This window comes from Pseudomonas sp. USTB-Z, assembly GCF_019691255.1.
Classification (GTDB): Bacteria; Pseudomonadota; Gammaproteobacteria; order Pseudomonadales; family Pseudomonadaceae; genus Aquipseudomonas; species Aquipseudomonas alloputida.
On the sequence record NZ_JAECZP010000007.1, the window covers coordinates 218,091 to 236,821 of the forward strand.

Here is an 18,731-nt window from a genome sequence, read left to right on the forward strand (position 1 = left end):
AAGGTGTTACCAGGCGTGAAACCAGCCCAGGGTGATCATGGCAAGCACGGCATAGCGGCCAGCCTTGGCCAGGGTCACCAGCAACAGGAAGCGCCAGAACGGCTCACGCATGATCCCGGCGATCAGCGTAAGCGGGTCACCGATCACCGGCATCCAGCTGAGCAGCAGCGACCATTGCCCCCAGCGTTGGTAGCGCTGCTGCGCACGCGCCAGCTGGGCAGCGCTGAAAGGGAACCAGCGTTTGTCGCGCAGGTGCTCGATGGCCCGGCCCAGCAGCCAGTTGACCACCGAGCCGAGCACGTTGCCCAGGGTGGCTACCAGCAGCAGGATCGCCCATGCCTCGGGCTGGCGCAGCAACAGACCGACCAGCACGGCCTCTGATTGCAGCGGCAGCAGGGTGGCGGCACCAAAGGCGCTGAGAAACAGCGCCCCCAGGCTGAGCATCAGTAGTTGGCGACCACGGTGTCCTGGCCATCCTGGGTCACCCCGATGACCTGGTAGGCATCCTTGTGGTCACCCATCTCCATGCCGGGCGAGCCCATGGGCATGCCCGGCACCGCCAGGCCCTTGAGATCGTTGCGCTTGGCCAGCAGGCGCACCTGCTCGGCCGGCACGTGGCCTTCGACGAACTTGCCGTCGATCACCCCGGTGTGGCAAGACGCTAGGCGTGGCGCCACACCGAGGCGTTGCTTGACGGCGCTCATGTTTGGCTCGACGTGGTCGTTGACGGTAAAACCGTTGTCACGCAGGTGGCTGATCCAGGCCTTGCAGCAGCCGCAGTTGGGGTCGCGGTAGACGTCGATGGTCTCGGCGGCCTGGGCCAGGCCGGTGACGGCCAGCAGGCTCAGGGTCAGCAGGTGTTTGCGCAGCATGGTGAAGCACTCCTTTAAAAACGCAGGCGGATACCGGCGACAAGGCGGGTCTGGCCCAGCTCTTCGCCGTCTTCCAGGGCCTGGTTGGCGCGCGAGCCGTGCAGGCGGTTGAAACTGAGCCCGACGTAGGGGGCGAAGCCGCGCGTGATCTTGTCGCGCAGGCGCAGGCCCACCTCGCTGTCGGCCAGCCCCACGCCTTGTTCGCGCCCGGCGTCGGTGCGCCCTTAGAGGTTGGCCTCCAGGTCGGCTCCAGTATCCAGCGGTTGGTCAGCAGCATAGCGTAAGCGGCTTCCAGGCGCAGCGCGGTTTGTTGCCCCTGCCGGCGTGCTGGCGGCGCCCAGGCCTTTGGCAAACGTACGGCGCGAGGGGGGCGCAACATGGCGTGGCCTCATGCAGAAGCGCCACGATGTTCGCTGCCGCCGGCTGTCAGGTAGCTGATGTGCACATTACAGTGTTGTCAGCTTGCTGCTTCGTCGATGCGGAGGTCGCGCATCAGCAGGCCGTAGTCGAGGGCAACCTGTTCCGGGATCGGCAGATACACCACGTGGCCATCGCCCGGTGCTACCTCGATGGCGTGCTGCTGGCGGTTGCACAGGCGGTGCAGGTCGAAGTGGTAGTTACCGCGCGGGGTCATCAGCTCCAGATGGTCGCCCACGGCGAAGCGGTTCTTCACCTTGACCTCGGCCAGGCCGTCGACGCGCACGCCGGTCAGCTCGCCAACGAATTGTTGGCGCTCGGACATCGAGTTGCCGCGCTGGTAGTTCTGGTACTCGTCGTGCACGTGGCGGCGCAGGAAACCTTCGGTGTAACCGCGTTGCGCCAGGGATTCGAGGTTGCCCATCAGGGCGCGGTCGAATGGTCGCCCGGCCACCGCGTCGTCGATCGCCTGGCGATACGACTGTACCGCGCGGGCACAGTAGAAGTGCGATTTGGTACGGCCTTCGATCTTCAGCGAATGCACGCCCATCAAGGCCAGGCGCTCGACGTGCTGAATGGCGCGCAGGTCCTTGGCGTTCATGATGTAGGTGCCGTGCTCATCCTCGAACGCCGGCATTTCAGTGCCGGGGCGGTTGCTTTCCTGCAGCAGGAACACTTGGTCGGTGGGCGCACCCAGGCCCAGGGTGGGCTGCACTTGGCGCACGATGTCACCGGTGGCGTTCTCGGTGGCCGGCGTGGCGTCGTACTTCCAGCGGCAGGCATTGGTGCAGGTACCCTGGTTGGCGTCACGCTTGTTGAGGTAGCCCGACAGCAGGCAACGGCCGGAATAGGCCATGCACAGGGCGCCGTGCACGAACACTTCCAGTTCCATGCCCGGCACCTGCTGGCGGATTTCCTCGATTTCGTCCAGCGACAGCTCCCGTGACAGGATCACCCGGCTCAGGCCAAGTTGCTGCCAGAACTGCACGCTGGCCCAGTTGACGGTGTTGGCCTGCACCGACAGGTGCACCGGCATCTGTGGGAAGTGCTGGCGCACCAGCATGATCAGCCCGGGGTCGGACATGATCAGCGCGTCCGGCGCCATCTCGATCACGGGTGCCAGGTCCTTGAGGAAGGTCTTGAGCTTGGCATTGTGCGGGGCGATGTTGACCACCACGTAGAAGCGCTTGCCCAAGGCGTGCGCCTCCTCGATCCCCAGTGCCAGGTTGGCGTGATCGAACGCGTTGTTGCGCACCCGCAAGCTGTAACGCGGCTGGCCGGCGTAGACCGCATCGGCGCCGTAGGCAAACGCGTAGCGCATGGTCTTGAGGGTGCCGGCGGGGGCCAGCAGTTCGGGCTTGGCAGTAGGGTTCATGTGCGCACCGGGGCAAAAAGGCCGGGATGCTAGGGGCGATGGACAAGGCGCGTATTGATTTGCGTCAAGTGAGCGCGGCACTTTTGTCCAGGTGCGGTGCACTAATCACTCATAAGCCATTTGAGGAACTGCGATGAACGAAACCGCGCTACAGAACAAAGCCCTGGCAGTACTCTTGGCGTTGGTGACCATTGCCTTCTTCTGGATCCTTCTGCCGTATTACGGCGCAATCTTCTGGGCGGTGATTCTCGGCATTTTGTTCGCCCCGCTGCAGCGTCACTTGCTGATCCGCTGCGGTCGGCGGCGTAACCTTGCCGCGGCCACGTCTACGCTGGTGTGCCTGCTTGTGGCGATCCTGCCGGTGATCATCACCAGCGCGCTGCTGGTTCAAGAGGGCGCCACGCTGTACCAGCGCATCGAAAGCGGGCAACTGGACATCGCCGGTTACGTCGAGCGCGGCAAGGACATGCTCCCGGCATTCGCCCAGCGTGGCCTGGACACCATGGGCATGGGTAACCTCGACGGGTTGCGTGACAAGATCGCCAAGTGGGCAACCCAGGGTAGCCAGGTATTGGCCAGCCAGGCGTTCAGCTTTGGGCAGGGCACATTCGAGTTCCTGATCAGTTTTGGCATCATGATGTACTTGCTGTTCTTTTTCCTGCGTGATGGTCCGGAAGTCGCGCGCCGGGTGCGGATGGCCGTCCCGCTGCCCGAGCACCAGAAGCGTCGTTTGCAGTTGAAGTTCAATCGTGTGGTGAGGGCGACGGTGAAGGGCAACGTGCTGGTGGCCATTACCCAAGGTGCGTTGGGAGGCTTTATTTTCTGGGTGCTGGATATCCCGAGTGCGTTGGTGTGGGCGGTGCTGATGGCGTTTCTGTCGCTGCTGCCGGCGGTGGGCGCGGGCATTATCTGGGCGCCGGTGGCGGCGTATTTCCTGCTGACCGGGGCGATACTGCCAGGGGTGGTGCTTACCGCGTTCGGGGTGCTGGTGATCGGCCTGGTGGATAATGTGTTGCGGCCAATCCTGGTGGGCAAGGATACGCGCATGCCGGACTACCTGATCCTGGTGTCGACCCTTGGCGGGCTGGCGGTGTTCGGCCTAAACGGCTTCGTGATTGGCCCATTGATCGCGGCGCTGTTCGTCTCAAGCTGGGCGATCTTTGCCGCGACCAAACCGCGGGTGCAATTGCCACAATAACGTTCTAGCTCAGGGTTGTCGGCCGTAGGAGCGGGTTCACCCGCGAAAGGGCCGGCCCTGCTGGCCAATCTCCACCCGCCGTTCGCCGTTGCCGCCGCTACCGTATTCGCGGGTAAACCCGCGCCTACACCTGATCGAGGGTAGACACAGGTCGGTGATTGGGCGCAGGCCGCCGTAGGCGCGGCCTTGTGTCGCGCAAGGGCCGCTACCACAGCGAAACTGCAGGGGTCAGAAGGCTTGCGGCATCTCGCCCTTGGCCAGGCGCCGGTTGATGTCGGCAATCACTTCGGGCAGGTCGTTGATGGTGTCGATCAGGTAGTGCGGGCGGGAGCCGGCAAACAGTGCGTGGATGCGCTGGCGCTCGCTTTCCAGTTTCTCGGCACTCAACGCCCGGAAGCCTTCCCAGGTCAGGCCCAAGGCATTACCCGAGCAGACCAGCGCCACGGTCCACATGCCGGCACGGCGGCCTTCAAGAATGCCTGGCACGGTGTCGTCCACCTTCACGCAGGCTGCTACATCGTCAATCCCCAGCGCAATCACGTTGGCCAAGGCCTGGGCCGGCCATGGTCGGCCGTTCGGGGTTTCGTCGGTGGCCACGACATGGTCGGCTACGTAGCCGTTCTGCGCCGCCAGTTCCACCACCTTGTCCATCACCACTTTCGGGTAACCCGAGCACGAGCCGATCTTCAGGCCGTCCTGGCGTAGACCGGTGAGGGTGTCCAGCGCACCGGGGATCAGTGCCGAGTGCACGGCGATCTTCTCGATCTGCAGCGGCATGAAGCGGTTGTAGATGGCGGTGACGTCATCATCGGTCGGGGTACGGCCGAACACCTTGCGGTAGCGCTCGGCAATTTCCGGTACGTCGCACAGGGTGCGGATATGGTCCCATTTGCCCATGCCCATCGGGCCTCGGGCTTCTTCGATGGACACCTGCACGTCGAACTCGGCAAAGGCCTCGACAAAGATCTGGGTGGGGGCGAATGAGCCGAAATCGACCACGGTGCCAGCCCAGTCGAGGATGGCGGCTTGCAGTTGGGTGGGGTTGTTGTAGTTCATGTGCGCTAACTCCTGAATTCGGGTGGGCAAAGCGTCAGATGTCCAGCACTTCCATTTCCCGCAGCACCTCGGCCACGGCATTCACGGCGGCCTGCATGCCGTCCGCCCCGACCACGCCGATGCAGCCGACGCGGAAGGTTTCGACCTGGGTCAACTTGCCCGGGTAGAGAATGAAACCCTTGGCCTTGACCCGCTCGTAGAAGTCCTTGAACTGGTAGCGGGCATCGGTGGGGGCGTGGAAGGTGACGATGATTGGCGCCTGGATCTCGGCAGGCAGGAAACTGCGCAGGCCGATGGCTGCCATGCCGTCGAGCAGCGTCTTGCAGTTGTCTGCGTAGCGCTGGTGGCGGGCCGGAAGGCCACCTTCCTCGTTGTATTGCTGCAGTGCTTCGTGCAGGGCCGCGACCACGTGGGTAGGCGGGGTGAAGCGCCATTGCCCGGTCTTGGCCATGTAGGCGTGCTGGTCGTGCAGGTCCATGGCCAGCGAGTGGGCATTGCCTTCGGCGGACGCCAGGGCGTTTTTTTCGGCGAAGACGAAGCCCATGCCGGGTACGCCTTCCAGGCACTTGCCGGAGGCTGCGATCAGCGCTTCGAAGGGGATTTCGCGGGCATCGATCGGCAGCGCACCGAACGAGCTCATGGCATCGATGATCAGGCGCTTGCCATGGTGTTTGATCACCTGGGCGATTTCGGGCAGCGGGTTCAGGATGCCGGTGCTGGTTTCACAGTGGATCAGCGCCACATGGGTGATGGCCGAGTCTTCGGCCAGCAGCCGGTCGACGTCGGCGGCGGTGGTCGGCTGGTCTTCTGCCGTTTCGAAGGTGCTGTAAGTGCGACCCAGCACTTTGCAGATCTTCGCCAGGCGCTGGCCGTACGCGCCGTTGATCAGTACCAGAACCTTGCCATCGCGTGGCACCAAGGTGCCGATGGCCGCTTCCACGGCGAAGGTGCCGCTGCCTTGCAGGGGCACGCAGTGGTGGCTGCTGGCGCCGTCGATGATGGCCAGCAGTTGTTCGCAGACGCTGGCAGTCAATTGGTTGAAGTCACGGTCCCAGGAGCCCCAGTCCACCAGCATGGCTTGGCGGGTGCGGATTGATGTGGTCAGGGGACCTGGGGTCAGCAGAATCGGGGCGTTGCTCATTCCGTTATTCCTCACAAGCGGTGGGCTGAAACTACGGGGCCTAGGTTGCAATTCGCACTGTCATCAATCAAATTGTTTGTTGTTATCCCAGCTATAAGTCAGGCCGATAAATATGAACCTGTTCCAGCTACGCGCCTTCGACGCCGTGGCCCGTGAGGGCAGCTTTACCCGCGCTGCCGAGCGCCTGTTCATCAGCCAGCCGGCGGTGACCGGGCACGTCAAGGCCCTGGAGGAGCACTACCAGATCACCTTGCTGCGGCGTACTGCACGGCGCGTGGAACTGACCGAAGAGGGCACGCGCCTGGCGGCCATCACGCGCGCCATGTTCGGCCTGGCTGAAGAAGCGCAGGCCATGCTCGAGGCCAACCGCCAGTTGCTGACCGGGCGCCTGGAGGTAGCCGCCGACGGCCCGCACCGGGTCATGCCGATGCTGGCGCTGCTGCGTGAGCGGTACCCTGGCGTCACCGTCAACTTGCGTCTGGGCAATGCACAGGAGACGTTGGCTGCGCTGCTCGGCGAGCATGCCGACGTGGCAGTGCTGACCGAAATCGAGCCGCGCAAAGGGCTGCACCTGCAAAATCTCTGTGAGTCGCGCCTGTGTGCGTTGTTACCCGTGGGGCACGCCTGGGCCAGCGAGCGGGAGGACTTGCCGTTGGCCGAGCTGCACCAGCAGATCATGGTGCTGCGCGAACCCAGCTCCACCACCCGGCGCACCTTCGACAAGGCCTGCATCAAGGCGGGCGTGCAACCGCGTGTATTGCTGGAGCTGGACAGCCGGGAGGCGGTAACCGAGGCAGTGGCCTCGCAGCTGGGTATTGGCGTTGTTTCTTCCACTGAAGTGGCCAATGATCCCCGTGTGGTGGCACGACCCTTGGCCGGCGAGGGCCTTGTCAACCAACACGTGATCGGCTGCCTGGAGCGCCGTCGCGAACTGCGCCTGATTCAGGCATTCCTGAGCCTGGCAGCGGGGCTATGATGGCTGTTTGCTGCGGGGCACCCTAGGCTCTGTATGAAAAGCCTTGATACTCGGTGATGCTGCGTTGAAAACAGCCTCGGAATGCTCATTTACAACCCGTAAACTCCGCTTCCTCGGCTGTTTTCGCCTTGCCTGACCTTCGTCTCAAGGCTTTTCATACAGACCCTAATATGGCCGGCAATCAGCCGACAGGACCGTCGATGAGCGACAAAGACACCATTTCCATGCAGCTGGTGCGCGAAGCGCTGTTGCAGACCTGCCCTGCCGGTGAGCCTGACAGCGGCTTGCTGGCCAGGGCGGGCATCGCCGTTGAACAATTGCACCTGCCAGAGGCAAGGGTCAGTGCCGAGTCCTATGCCCGCCTGTGGCGCTTGCTGGCCCGGCGCTGCAACGACGAATTTTTCGCGATGGACCCGCGCGGTCTGCGCAGTGGCAGCCTGGCATTCATGTGCCGTGCCAGCATGGGCCAACCAACTCTGGGTGCAGGCCTGGAAACCTCGCTGGCATTTCTGTCGCTGATGCTTCAAGACATGCAGCCCAGCCTGGTGCGCCAGCAAGGCCTGGCCGAAATTGTCATCAATGAGCCGCGTGACGAACCGCGCCGCGCGTTCACCTATTTCACGTTCTGGATGATCGTGCATGGCGTGACCTGCTGGCTGGCCGGACGGCGTATCCCGATTCTGAGCATTGATCTGCGGTGTACCGAACCACCCTTTTGCGACGACTACCGGGTCATGTTTTCGGAAAACCTGCATTTTGAGCGTCCACGCACACGCATGATCATCGCTTCGCAATGCCTCGACTTGCCCCTGCGGCGCAGTGAAGAGGAACTGCAGCGTTTTCTGGCCGAAGCGCCGGGCAATATCCTGGTCAAATACCGTGACCCGGCCAGCCTCGGGCGGCGTATCCGCACCGACCTGCTGCGCCTGGCCCCTGCGCAGTGGCCCGATGCTGACCGCCTGGCCCGGCAGCTGTGCCTGTCGCCATCGACCCTGCGGCGGCGCCTGGCAGAAGAGGGGCAGAACTACCAGGGCTTGAAGGACAGCGTACGACGGGAGCTGGCGATCGCCTGGCTCAGCCAGGAAGACCTGGCCATGGGCGAGCTTGCCGAGCGCTTGGGGTTCGCCGACAGCAGCTCGTTCTATAAGGCATTTCGCAAGTGGTTCGGCTGCAACCCAGGGCATTATCGGGCATTGATCCAGGCGCGAGGGGCAGGGCACTGAAGGGCGAACACTTCCCGTCGTAGTGCATTACCGCGCGGGCCCAGAAGGCTTACCGAGCAGGCGCCGATCGAACCCGTTCCCTCTGCATCCTGGCCCGGCATTTGAACAACATGGTTGGCTTCGTCAAATAGCGGGGGGAACCCACCATGATTATCAACACGACGGGCCATGACCCATTCATCGGTGCCCGATTACCTGAGTGGCTCAAACGCGCGTCACGGGGCCAGATCAACACCCTGCGCACCAGCCTGAACGCGCACCACGCCAGCCAGGCACGCTTGAGTGGCCTGACGCTTGAGTTACTGCCGCTCCAGCAGTTTGCCGAGAAGCACCTGGCGGCTTTGCTGGATGCACCGTTGCCGGACGGGCAGGTATTTGCCCAGCTCGAATGGCTGCGGGTAGCGCCGCGCTTCGGCACACTGCCAGGTACCTTGCAACAGACATACGGGTACAGCCAGACGCGTGAAAACGGGTTACTGCGGCTGATGCGCAACTTTGCTGCGAATACCCGCTACTACGAGGGCACGGGGCTGGTTTTGCCAGGCAGCGATAAACCATTGAATGCATCGCTGGAAGCATTGATTACGGCCTGTCGCAATCTGGACGTTGGTCAGCGCTATCAGGACGCGTTGCAAAGGATCTTCCCGCCAGCTACCCAGGCGGTGCTGGCTGAAGACAAACGTTCGGGGTTGAAGCTGGCGACCGAGCTTGCGGCTTTGCAGGGAAACATAAGCGTCGATGTGCAGCTTGCACTGCGTGAGCTGGTGGACCACGGTCAGGAGCGGCGACAACGAGGGCTTGAAGGCAAACCCATGCTGCTGAGGGCATTAGGGAAACCTGTGGTCGATGGCTTGCTGATCCACCTGCATGACAAGGCGGGAAATGATCGGGGCATCGTACTTTACCTGCCTGGTGATCCCCGGCAGGCATTGCGGTTCTTCGACAATGCCGCCTCCATGAACAGTACCGTGGCAATGTTGTTGCCAGATCCCGGATACTGGCAGTACTTCACACAGCTCATCAGCCTTGAGCACCGTGCAGGTTTTGTCAGTACCCTCGGCAAGCGCCTGAAAGACAAGCTGCCGGACCTGGAGCTTGAGGGTGAAACTCCTGAAGGAGGGATCTTCACGCAACTGGCGACTCGGCAAGTGCAACGGGCCAAGGAAGATGCCCGGTTGCTGCTGGTACCGACTGCCGACGCTGATAGCCTGGCGGTAAGCGCCAGACACGCTGAGTGGAAAGCGGCAGGTCTGGACCTGGTAAACCTCGCCGGCTTGTTCATCCCGGCTGTGGGCGGCGTGCTGCTGGGTCAGGTGGTTGCCCAGACGTGCGCTGAAGTGTTCGAAGGGACACGGGATTGGTCGAGAGGGCACCAACACGAAGCGCTGCAGCATCTGCTGGGGGTTGCCGAAACCTTGGCGGCTACCGCTGCGACGGTGGCGGGTGTCAGTTTTGTGCGCAGTGCGTTTGTTGCGGGCCTGGAGCCGGTAAGCCTTGGGAATGGGCGCGGTCGCCTGTGGCAGTTCAACGCCAGGAATTATCGATCACTGCCGGGCGCTATCGACCTGGTTGACGAGGGACGCTATGGCGAGGTGGGCCGCCGCTGGGTCCGTATCGATGGGCGCAACTTCGAAGTGCATCAGCCTATCGCCGATGGCCCCTATCGCCTGCGCCATGTAGCGAGTGAGGGCGGCTACGGGCCGGTCGTGTTGCACAATGGTGAGCGTGGCTGGCAGCTGATGCGTGAGCAACCACTCAGCTGGCAGGCGCCTGCTCGCATGCTGGATGCATTATGGCCACAGCATTCCCCTGTCGACGCGCATCAGGCCGAGCAGATCATGCGGGTGGCAGGTATCGATGCAGATTTGTTGCGCGGCGTTCTCGTGGAAAATCGCCCGGCGCCGGTGAGCCTTGGCCAAACCTTGCGCGCCTTCCAGGCGCATGCACGCATTCAAACGTTTTTCGAGCGTGTTCGGCTGAAGGCGTTGGTGCCATCGGACAGTGAACTGCTGGCCTGGTGTGAAGCAAGGCCAGACGTGGGCGCCGGACTGGAGCAGATCCGGGTGCATGAGGCCGGGTTGCGGCCGCAATTGTTTGCCCACCTGACAGAGCAGCCACTTGCAGCAGACCCGCTGAGCATGTTGGTCAAGCGGGACTTCCCGGGTTTGCCTTCGGCCTACATAAATGAAGTAACCGACCAAGCGCATGAGCTTGAGCACCAAATGGCGCGGGTCGAGCGGCGGCTGCCATTGCCGTGCGCGAACAACGCCCGTTCGCTCTTGCGTCTGGCTCGCCTGAGCCGGGGGCTGGCGGGATTGTATCTGAGCACAGCGTACAGTGATGTCACCGGCGAGTTGGCCCTTGCGTTGCTGGATAGCTTCGAACTCGAGCACCTTGACCTTGACTTGCGTGACAGCGGGCTGGATGGGCGGTCTATCAGGCGCCTCGGTAGCGGCGGGCAAACCGAGGCAAGAAGAATAGTGGTCCGGCATGAAGGCAGGTTTCTGATCTACAACGGGTCAGGTGTGCCACACGTGCTTATTGCTGACGAGCCGGGATGTATCTTCGAGGCGCTTTTTGCCGCACTGACATCAGAGCAGCGGGCAGCGATGCAACGGGTGGGCAGTGCTGCGGCGAGCCAATTGCGTGAGAAACTTCTGGCGCGGTTACCCGCTTCCCATTGGGATATCGCGCGCATGCTCGGCTGGCCAGAGGAGCAGGCCTGGCTCAATCCAGGGCGTCGCATGGACGATGGACGCGTGGGATACCCGCTCAGTGGCCGCCCTGGCGCTGCACCCAGAGATGAGCGGGCGATCATTCGTGACCAGCTACGGTCGCTTTATCCTGGCCTGGACGAGGCCGCGCTCGATGTGGAGCTGGCGCGTGTGCAACAAGGCCCGCAGCCAGTCTTCGAGCGCCTGGTAGAACTGCAGGAAGCCCATGACCAACTGGTGCTGTACCTGAATCGCTGGGTCGGTGCCGAGTTGCAGGAGGGTCGACGCGCCGCCCGCAGGTTGACGGCCGATAGCATCCTGCGAGCCTGGCGACTGCAGGGCGAGCCTGTTTCGGCCGGCGAGGGGCAAACACAAGGGCAGCGCTTGTCGATGAGCGGTTTGAGTTTGCGCACACTGCCGGCACTGCCGCCGAACATCGATTTCCATCGCATTACCCTGCTGAGCGTGAACGACACCCGGATTACTGACATACCGGTCGACTTCCTTCGCCCCTTCACTGCCCTGACGCACCTGAACCTCAACAACAACGCGTTGATGCGTCTACCAACAGGCATTGCCCATTTACCGAATCTTCAATCGCTTCGGTTGGCGCATAACGAGATACGCCTCGATGCCCAGGCGATCGGCGTTTTGCATGGTTTGTCCAACCTTGCGCATCTTGATCTCAGTCATAACCGGCTGGAAGCGCTGGACATGAGCTTCCACCAACTTTCTCGGCTGACAAGCCTGAACCTGCGTCATTGTCGCCTGGGCAGTTGGCCGCGTCGCCTGGAGCTCTGTGGTCTACTCGAGTGTGCTGACCTGCGCAACAATCAACTCCGCGAAGTGCCCACCGAGATCCAGCTGATGCCTTATGCATTTCGACGCGCCATTCTGATAGAAAACAACCCCTTGTCGGTCATGCAGCAAAGAGGCTTGTATGCACTCGACGTGATCGAAGAGCACCGGCACTCACCTGATCAGTTGGGGTCAGTTGACCTGGTCAGGGCCCGTACGCGTTGGGTGGGCCATACGGATGCGACGGTTCAGGCCGAGCGGGAGGACGTGTGGCTGCGGTTGCTGGAGCAAGCGGGTAGCAGTGGGTTGTTCAGGTTGTTGGCTCGCCTGGAGATGACAGCGGACTACAGCGAAGCGGGTGAAGGGCGGGATGCGCTGGTTGACGGCGTATGGACACTGCTGGCTACGCTGGACGGCGACCCGGTGCTGTGCCGGCGGATCTTTGAACAGGCCGGCCGGCCGCTGTCATGTTCGGACGCCGTTGCCAGTCATTTCAGTGCACTGCAAGTATCGGTGAGGCAGGCGCAGGCAGAAGCCGCCGCAGCCAACCCTGAAAGCAGAGGTGAGTTGCTCGAACTGGGCAGGCAACTGTTCCGGCTGGATCAACTGGAAGGGATTGCCTACCAGGATGGCCGGCAGCGTCTGGCTGCCAGTGAACATATTGACCAGTTGGCATTGGGGCTGGCTTACAGGGTGCAACTTCGTAGCCGGTTGCAGCTGCCCAACCAGCCATATGCCATGCGCTATCCCGAAGCTGTCGCGCTGACACAGGCCCAGATAGAGGATGCGTTCCTGCGGGTTACGCGCGCGCAGACCATCGAGGGCCTGACCGATAGCCTGAGCCAGCGCGCGTTCTGGCGACGTTACCTGCGCCAGCTACATGACCAGATGTTCGATGCCCTCAGTGCGGATTACACGCGGCGTACGCTTGAGCTGCAGGCTCAACGTCCTGTCTTGGTGCCGGCGGCCTTCGAGCAGCAACTACACCGGCTGCAGGCACAGCAGGACCTCGACATCGAACGCCTGGTCGCAGGGCTCACCCAGTCCTACCTGCGTGCAGCCGAGCGCGCAGAGGGGTGACGGGCGGCGGCCAAACCAGTCATCCAGATTGACAGCTTTGGCCATTGCCGCCGCGCATGAGCGGCGCGAACATCGTCGGACCGATGCTTCAACTCCAAAAACAAGAAACCAGGAGTCCGATGATGCGCGATTACGCCGAGGCCGCTCGCACGTTTGACCATGACCAGGCCGTTGTGGCGGCATTGCACGGCAACCTTGAAGCCCTTAATGCCTGTGTCGAATGCTGTGACCGCCATGCCGGTGACGGCAAGCTGGCACTGATTCATGAAGACCGCGATGGTAACAGCGCGCGCTATAGCTTCGATCAGCTTCAGGTGCAGGCTGCCCGGTTTGCCAATGTGCTAAAGGCGCAGGGGGTAGGCGCAGGCGACCGGGTTGCCGGCTTGATGCCGCGCACCCCCGAACTGTTGGTGACCATCCTCGCTACCTGGCGCCTCGGGGCGGTCTACCAGCCCTTGTTCACCGCGTTCGGCCCCAAGGCCATCGAGCACCGGCTTGAGCAATCCCATGCCCGAGTGATAGTCACCGATAGCCACAACCGCGCCAAGCTGGACGATGTGCACGTCTGCCCGACCATCATCACTGTCAAGGCCCGCAGTGGTGAGCTGGACTTCCAGCAATGCCTGGAGCGCGCAGCGGACGTATGTGAGCCGGTGATGCGCTCAGGCAACGATCCATTCCTGCTGATGTTCACTTCTGGAACCACTGGCCCGGCAAAACCCCTGGAAGTACCACTGCGTGCGATCGTCGCGTTTCAGGGCTACATGCGTGATGCCATCGAGCTGCTGCCCGAGGACAACTTCTGGAACCTGGCCGACCCGGGTTGGGCGTACGGCTTGTATTACGCCGTTACCGGCCCATTGTCGCTGGGGCATGCCACCACGTTCTACGATGGCCCGTTCAGTGTCGAGAGCTGCGCCCGGGTGATCGACAAGCTGGGTATCACCAACCTGGCCGGCTCGCCGACCGCGTATCGCTTGCTGATTGCGGCGGGCAAAGATTTTTCGGTACCGATCAAGGGCCGCCTGCGGGTGGTCAGCAGTGCCGGCGAACCGCTTAACCCCGAGGTGATCCGCTGGTTCGCCGACGAGCTGGGCGTGACCATTCACGATCACTACGGCCAGACCGAACTGGGCATGGTGCTGTGCAATCACCATGGTCTGAAGCACCCGGTGCACCTGGGCTCTGCCGGCTATGCCATCCCCGGCCACCGCATCGTGGTGCTGGACGAGCAGGGCAACGAGCGGCCAGCCGGCCAGCCAGGCATCCTCGCCGTTGACCGCGAGCAGTCGCCGCTATGCTGGTTCGGCGGTTACCACGGCCTGCCGACCAAAGCCTTCGTCGGCAAGTACTACCTCAGCGGCGACACTGTCGAGCTGAACCCGGATGGCAGCATCAGCTTCGTTGGCCGTAGCGACGACGTGATCACCACCTCCGGTTACCGGGTGGGGCCGTTCGATGTGGAAAGCGCGTTGATCGAGCACCCGGCGGTGATCGAGGCCGCGGTGATCGGCAAGCCCGACCCGGAGCGCACCGAGCTGATCAAGGCGTTCGTGGTATTGGCCAGCGGCTACGCCGGAAGCGTCGAGCTGGAAGAAACCTTGCGCCAGCACGTGCGCCAGCGCCTCTACGCGCATGCCTACCCCAGGGAAATCGAATTCGTCAGCGAGCTGCCCAAGACCCCGAGCGGCAAGCTGCAACGCTTCATCCTGCGCAACCAGGAAGTCGCCAAACAACAAGCGCAACAGGCCACCCCTGTCAGCGTCTGAAAGGAAAGTACTCATGCACATAGCCAATAAACATTTCATCGTCAGTGGCGCCGCTTCCGGGCTGGGTGCCGCGACTGCACAGATGCTGGTCGAGGCTGGCGCCAAGGTCATGCTGGTCGACCTCAATGCCCAGGCTGTCGAAGCCAAGGCCCGCGAACTGGGCGACAACGCCCGTTTCGCCGTGGCTGATATCAGTGACGAGCAGGCGGCCCAGTCGGCTGTCGATGCAGCTGTCAGCGCCTTTGGCAGCTTGCATGGGTTGGTCAATTGTGCCGGCATCGTCGGTGCCGAGAAGGTGCTGGGCAAGCAGGGCCCGCATGGCCTGGCCAGCTTCGCCAAGGTCATCAACGTCAACCTGATCGGCAGCTTCAACCTGTTGCGTCTGGCTGCGGCGGCCATGGCCGAAGGGGCTGCCGATGAGAGCGGCGAGCGTGGGGTCATCATCAACACGGCCTCCATTGCCGCCTATGACGGCCAGATTGGCCAGGCCGCCTACGCTGCCTCCAAGGGGGCCATTGCCAGCCTGACCTTGCCGGCCGCGCGCGAACTGGCACGCTTCGGCATCCGCGTGATGACCATCGCTCCGGGCATCTTTGAAACACCTATGATGGCCGGCATGAGCGATGAGGTGCGTGCTTCACTGGCTGCCGGCGTGCCGTTCCCGCCCCGCTTGGGCCGCCCGCAGGAATACGCCGCGCTGGCCCGCCACATCATCGAGAACAGCATGCTCAACGGTGAGGTCATCCGCCTCGACGGTGCGCTGCGCATGGCTGCCAAGTAAGGAGAGCGAACATGACCCTCGCCAATGACCCCATCGTTATCGTCAGCGCCGTGCGCACGCCCATGGGCGGGTTGCAGGGCGACCTCAAGAGCCTGACTGCGCCGCAACTGGGCAGCGCCGCCATTCGTGCTGCCGTGGAACGTGCCGGCATCGATGCCGCCTGTGTCGAGCAGGTACTGTTCGGCTGCGTGCTGCCGGCCGGCCAGGGCCAGGCGCCGGCACGCCAGGCCGCGCTGGGCGCCGGGCTGGACAAACACACCACCTGCACCACCCTGAACAAGATGTGCGGCTCGGGTATGCAAGCCGCGATCATGGCCCATGACCTGCTGCTGGTCGGCACCGCAGATGTGGTAGTGGCGGGTGGCATGGAAAGCATGACCAACGCGCCGTACCTGCTGGACAAAGCCCGTGGCGGCTACCGCATGGGCCACGGCAAGATCATCGACCACATGTTCATGGACGGCCTCGAAGACGCCTACGACAAAGGCCGCCTGATGGGCACCTTTGCCGAGGACTGTGCCCAGGCCAATTCTTTCAGTCGCGAGGCCCAGGACCAGTTCGCCATCGCCTCGCTGACCCGAGCGCAGGAAGCCATCAGCAGCGGCCGTTTTGCCGCCGAGATCGTGCCGGTGGAAGTCACCGAGGGCAAGGAAAAGCGCGTCATCAAGGATGACGAGCAGCCGCCCAAGGCACGCCTGGACAAGATAGCGCAGCTCAAACCGGCGTTTCGTGAAGGCGGCACCGTGACGGCGGCCAACGCCAGTTCGATTTCCGACGGCGCTGCGGCGCTGGTGCTGATGCGCCGCTCCGAGGCCGACAAACGTGGCCTCAAGCCATTGGCCGTCATCCACGGTCACGCCGCCTTTGCCGACACCCCGGCGTTGTTCCCGACCGCCCCGATCGGCGCGATCGACAAACTGATGAAGCGCACCGGCTGGAACCTGGCCGAAGTCGACCTGTTCGAGATCAACGAGGCCTTCGCCGTGGTCACCCTGGCGGCCATGAAACACCTCGACCTGCCACACGACAAGGTCAATATCCATGGCGGCGCCTGCGCCCTCGGTCACCCGATCGGCGCTTCTGGCGCACGTATTCTGGTCACCCTGTTGTCGGCCTTGCGCCAGAACAATCTGCGACGGGGTGTGGCGGCCATCTGCATCGGCGGTGGCGAGGCCACGGCCATGGCTGTTGAATGCCTGTACTGAGGTGAACCATGCTGGTAAATGACGAGCAACAACAGATCGCCGACGCGGTACGTGCGTTCGCCCAGGAACGCCTGAAGCCGTTTGCCGAGCAATGGGACAAGGACCATCGCTTTCCGAAAGAGGCCATCGACGAAATGGCCGAACTGGGCCTGTTCGGCATGCTGGTGCCCGAGCAGTGGGGCGGCAGCGACACGGGTTATGTGGCCTATGCCATGGCGCTGGAGGAAATCGCTGCGGGTGATGGTGCCTGCTCGACCATCATGAGCGTGCACAACTCGGTGGGTTGCGTGCCGATCCTGCGCTTCGGCAACGAGCAGCAGAAAGAGCAATTCCTCACCCCGCTGGCGACAGGTGCGATGCTCGGTGCTTTCGCCCTGACCGAGCCGCAGGCTGGCTCCGATGCCAGCAGCCTGAAGACCCGTGCACGCCTGGAGGGCGACCATTACGTGCTCAATGGCAGCAAACAGTTCATTACCTCGGGGCAGAACGCCGGCGTCGTGATCGTGTTTGCAGTCACCGACCCGGAGGCTGGCAAGCGTGGCATCAGCGCCTTCATCGTGCCGACCGATTCGCCGGGCTACCAGGTAGCGCGGGTCGAGGACAAACTCGGCCAGCACGCCTCCGACACCTGCCAGATCGTTTTCGACAATGTGCACGTTCCAGTGGCCAACCGGCTGGGTGCGGAGGGTGAAGGCTACAAGATCGCCCTGGCCAATCTTGAAGGCGGCCGTATCGGCATCGCCTCGCAAGCGGTGGGTATGGCCCGCGCGGCGTTCGAAGTGGCGCGCGACTATGCCAACGAGCGCCAAAGCTTTGGCAAACCGCTGATCGAGCACCAGGCCGTGGCGTTCCGCCTGGCTGACATGGCAACGAAAGTTTCCGTTGCCCGGCAGATGGTATTGCACGCCGCTGCCCTTCGTGATGCGGGGCGTCCGGCACTGGTGGAAGCGTCGATGGCCAAGCTGTTCGCCTCGGAAATGGCCGAAAAGGTCTGTTCGGATGCCTTGCAGACCCTGGGTGGTTATGGCTATCTGAGTGACTTCCCGCTGGAGCGGATCTACCGCGACGTTCGGGTTTGCCAGATCTACGAAGGCACCAGCGACATTCAGCGCATGGTCATTGCGCGCAATCTTTGAAGGAGCAGACTGCATGGCATTCGAAACCATCCTGTTGGACATCCACGGCAAGGTCGGCCTGATCACCCTCAACCGCCCGCAGGCGCTCAATGCGCTGAACGCGCAGATTGTCGGTGAGATCAACCAGGCCTTGGACCAGCTTGAGCGCGACCCGAACATCGGCTGCGTGGTGCTGACAGGCTCGGCCAAAGCCTTTGCCGCTGGCGCCGACATCAAGGAAATGGCTGAGCTGCAATACCCGCAGATCTACGTCGACGACCTGTTCAGCGACGCCGACCGCATTGCCAATCGCCGTAAGCCGATCATTGCTGCCGTGTCTGGATTTGCCCTGGGCGGCGGCTGTGAGTTGGCGATGATGTGCGACTTTATCCTCGCTGCGGACAATGCCAAATTTGGTCAACCGGAAATCAACCTGGGCGTGCTGCCGGGTATGGGCGGCACCCAGCGGCTGACGCGTGCGGTGGGCAAGGCGAAGGCCATGGAGCTTTGCCTGACCGGCCGCCTGATGGGGGCGGAAGAAGCCGAGCGAGCAGGTTTGGTGGCGCGGATCGTGCCGCAGGCAGAACTGGTGGAAGAGGCGCTGAAGGTGGCGGCGACCATTGCCAGCAAGTCGATTCCGGTGAGCATGATGGTCAAGGAGAGCGTCAACCGAGCATTTGAAGTCACCCTCAGCGAGGGGGTTCGTTTTGAGCGTCGGGTCTTCCATGCGGCGTTCTCCACCGAAGACCAGAAAGAAGGCATGGCCGCATTCATCGCCAAGCGTGAGGCACAGTTCAAGGACCGTTGATCAGACTCGGTTCGTTGCCGTTGCCGTTGCCGTTGCCGTTGCCGTGGCTGTGGCTTTTGCTTCTAAGTGCGCGATAGTTCAGACGACGCGGGTTGCGACTTCAGGAGGCCGAGCGTAGGGCTTGCGAAGGGAGGTGACGGGCATGGATGCCCGTCAAGCGCTGAGGCCCCATGGATGGGGCCTGCAGCGCGTACTCCCGGGAG

Annotated in this window: 14 protein-coding genes and 1 pseudogene; 9 read left to right on the forward strand and 6 right to left on the reverse strand. The window is 62.9% G+C overall.

Going from position 1 to position 18,731, the window contains the following annotated elements:
* Positions 1-6 precede the first annotated feature (6 nt).
* From I8746_RS11120 to yegQ, 4 genes and pseudogenes are all read right to left on the reverse strand, one after another.
* Entirely contained in the window at positions 7-444 is a 438-nt protein-coding gene (locus tag I8746_RS11120; protein ID WP_003248912.1) for a YqaA family protein, read from the reverse strand.
* A complete protein-coding gene (locus tag I8746_RS11125) occupies positions 444-872 on the reverse strand; it encodes a DUF411 domain-containing protein (RefSeq protein ID WP_003248913.1) in 429 nt (142 codons plus the stop codon). The genes I8746_RS11120 and I8746_RS11125 overlap by 1 nt, the downstream gene beginning before the upstream one ends.
* A 14-nt stretch (positions 873-886) precedes the next feature.
* Positions 887-1,185: pseudogene (locus tag I8746_RS11130) on the reverse strand (copper resistance protein B); the annotation flags it as partial.
* 144 nt (positions 1,186-1,329) lie between these two features.
* A complete protein-coding gene (gene yegQ, locus I8746_RS11135) occupies positions 1,330-2,664 on the reverse strand; it encodes a tRNA 5-hydroxyuridine modification protein YegQ (protein ID WP_221100677.1) in 1,335 nt (444 codons plus the stop codon).
* A gap of 133 nt (positions 2,665-2,797) precedes the next feature.
* On the opposite strand from yegQ, the gene I8746_RS11140 reads away from it, so the two are divergent.
* On the forward strand, positions 2,798-3,862 hold the full coding sequence (locus I8746_RS11140; protein ID WP_221100678.1) for an AI-2E family transporter: 1,065 nt from the start codon (positions 2,798-2,800) through the stop codon (positions 3,860-3,862).
* Positions 3,863-4,090: 228 nt separating this feature from the next.
* On the opposite strand, the gene phnX is transcribed toward I8746_RS11140, so the two are convergent.
* Together phnX and I8746_RS11150 are read right to left on the reverse strand one after the other, a co-directional pair.
* The gene (gene phnX, locus I8746_RS11145) at positions 4,091-4,918 is read right to left on the reverse strand and encodes a phosphonoacetaldehyde hydrolase (RefSeq protein WP_003250077.1); all 828 of its coding nucleotides are present in this window, start codon (positions 4,916-4,918) and stop codon (positions 4,091-4,093) included.
* 34 nt (positions 4,919-4,952) lie between these two features.
* Positions 4,953-6,059, reverse strand: a complete 1,107-nt coding sequence (locus tag I8746_RS11150) for a 2-aminoethylphosphonate--pyruvate transaminase (RefSeq protein WP_014753879.1) — start codon at positions 6,057-6,059, stop codon at positions 4,953-4,955.
* Between the two features lie 112 nt (positions 6,060-6,171).
* Between I8746_RS11150 and I8746_RS11155 the strand changes: the two genes are divergently transcribed.
* The 8 genes from I8746_RS11155 to I8746_RS11190 all read left to right on the forward strand — a co-directional run bounded on the left by I8746_RS11155 (position 6,172) and on the right by I8746_RS11190 (position 18,528).
* A complete protein-coding gene (locus I8746_RS11155) occupies positions 6,172-7,035 on the forward strand; it encodes a LysR substrate-binding domain-containing protein (RefSeq protein WP_003250081.1) in 864 nt (287 codons plus the stop codon).
* A gap of 200 nt (positions 7,036-7,235) precedes the next feature.
* Complete coding sequence (locus I8746_RS11160) at positions 7,236-8,258, forward strand: AraC family transcriptional regulator (RefSeq protein ID WP_012053111.1); 1,023 nt, start codon at positions 7,236-7,238, stop codon at positions 8,256-8,258.
* Between the two features lie 146 nt (positions 8,259-8,404).
* Positions 8,405-12,850 (forward strand): NEL-type E3 ubiquitin ligase domain-containing protein, encoded by a 4,446-nt coding sequence (locus I8746_RS11165; RefSeq protein ID WP_221100679.1) that lies wholly within the window; start codon positions 8,405-8,407, stop codon positions 12,848-12,850.
* A gap of 122 nt (positions 12,851-12,972) precedes the next feature.
* A complete protein-coding gene (locus I8746_RS11170; RefSeq protein ID WP_221100680.1) occupies positions 12,973-14,619 on the forward strand; it encodes an acyl-CoA synthetase in 1,647 nt (548 codons plus the stop codon).
* A 13-nt stretch (positions 14,620-14,632) separates the two neighbouring features.
* Positions 14,633-15,400 (forward strand): SDR family NAD(P)-dependent oxidoreductase, encoded by a 768-nt coding sequence (locus tag I8746_RS11175; protein ID WP_003250091.1) that lies wholly within the window; start codon positions 14,633-14,635, stop codon positions 15,398-15,400.
* Positions 15,401-15,411: 11 nt separating this feature from the next.
* The gene (locus I8746_RS11180) at positions 15,412-16,605 is read left to right on the forward strand and encodes an acetyl-CoA C-acyltransferase (RefSeq protein ID WP_012053108.1); all 1,194 of its coding nucleotides are present in this window, start codon (positions 15,412-15,414) and stop codon (positions 16,603-16,605) included.
* A gap of 8 nt (positions 16,606-16,613) precedes the next feature.
* The gene (locus I8746_RS11185) at positions 16,614-17,741 is read left to right on the forward strand and encodes an acyl-CoA dehydrogenase (RefSeq protein WP_012053107.1); all 1,128 of its coding nucleotides are present in this window, start codon (positions 16,614-16,616) and stop codon (positions 17,739-17,741) included.
* Between the two features lie 13 nt (positions 17,742-17,754).
* Entirely contained in the window at positions 17,755-18,528 is a 774-nt protein-coding gene (locus I8746_RS11190; RefSeq protein ID WP_003250095.1) for an enoyl-CoA hydratase, read from the forward strand.
* Positions 18,529-18,731: the final 203 nt, after the last annotated feature.

Bases quoted from the DNA above. Each gene is read 5' to 3' on its own strand.
- I8746_RS11120 (WP_003248912.1), bottom strand. From the start codon at position 444: ATGCTCAGCCTGGGGGCGCTGTTTCTCAGCGCCTTTGGTGCCGCCACC.
- I8746_RS11125 (WP_003248913.1), bottom strand. From the start codon at position 872: ATGCTGCGCAAACACCTGCTGACCCTGAGCCTGCTGGCCGTCACCGGC.
- yegQ (WP_221100677.1), bottom strand. From the start codon at position 2,664: ATGAACCCTACTGCCAAGCCCGAACTGCTGGCCCCCGCCGGCACCCTC.
- I8746_RS11140 (WP_221100678.1), top strand. From the start codon at position 2,798: ATGAACGAAACCGCGCTACAGAACAAAGCCCTGGCAGTACTCTTGGCG.
- phnX (WP_003250077.1), bottom strand. From the start codon at position 4,918: ATGAACTACAACAACCCCACCCAACTGCAAGCCGCCATCCTCGACTGG.
- I8746_RS11150 (WP_014753879.1), bottom strand. From the start codon at position 6,059: ATGAGCAACGCCCCGATTCTGCTGACCCCAGGTCCCCTGACCACATCA.
- I8746_RS11155 (WP_003250081.1), top strand. From the start codon at position 6,172: ATGAACCTGTTCCAGCTACGCGCCTTCGACGCCGTGGCCCGTGAGGGC.
- I8746_RS11160 (WP_012053111.1), top strand. From the start codon at position 7,236: ATGAGCGACAAAGACACCATTTCCATGCAGCTGGTGCGCGAAGCGCTG.
- I8746_RS11165 (WP_221100679.1), top strand. From the start codon at position 8,405: ATGATTATCAACACGACGGGCCATGACCCATTCATCGGTGCCCGATTA.
- I8746_RS11170 (WP_221100680.1), top strand. From the start codon at position 12,973: ATGCGCGATTACGCCGAGGCCGCTCGCACGTTTGACCATGACCAGGCC.
- I8746_RS11175 (WP_003250091.1), top strand. From the start codon at position 14,633: ATGCACATAGCCAATAAACATTTCATCGTCAGTGGCGCCGCTTCCGGG.
- I8746_RS11180 (WP_012053108.1), top strand. From the start codon at position 15,412: ATGACCCTCGCCAATGACCCCATCGTTATCGTCAGCGCCGTGCGCACG.
- I8746_RS11185 (WP_012053107.1), top strand. From the start codon at position 16,614: ATGCTGGTAAATGACGAGCAACAACAGATCGCCGACGCGGTACGTGCG.
- I8746_RS11190 (WP_003250095.1), top strand. From the start codon at position 17,755: ATGGCATTCGAAACCATCCTGTTGGACATCCACGGCAAGGTCGGCCTG.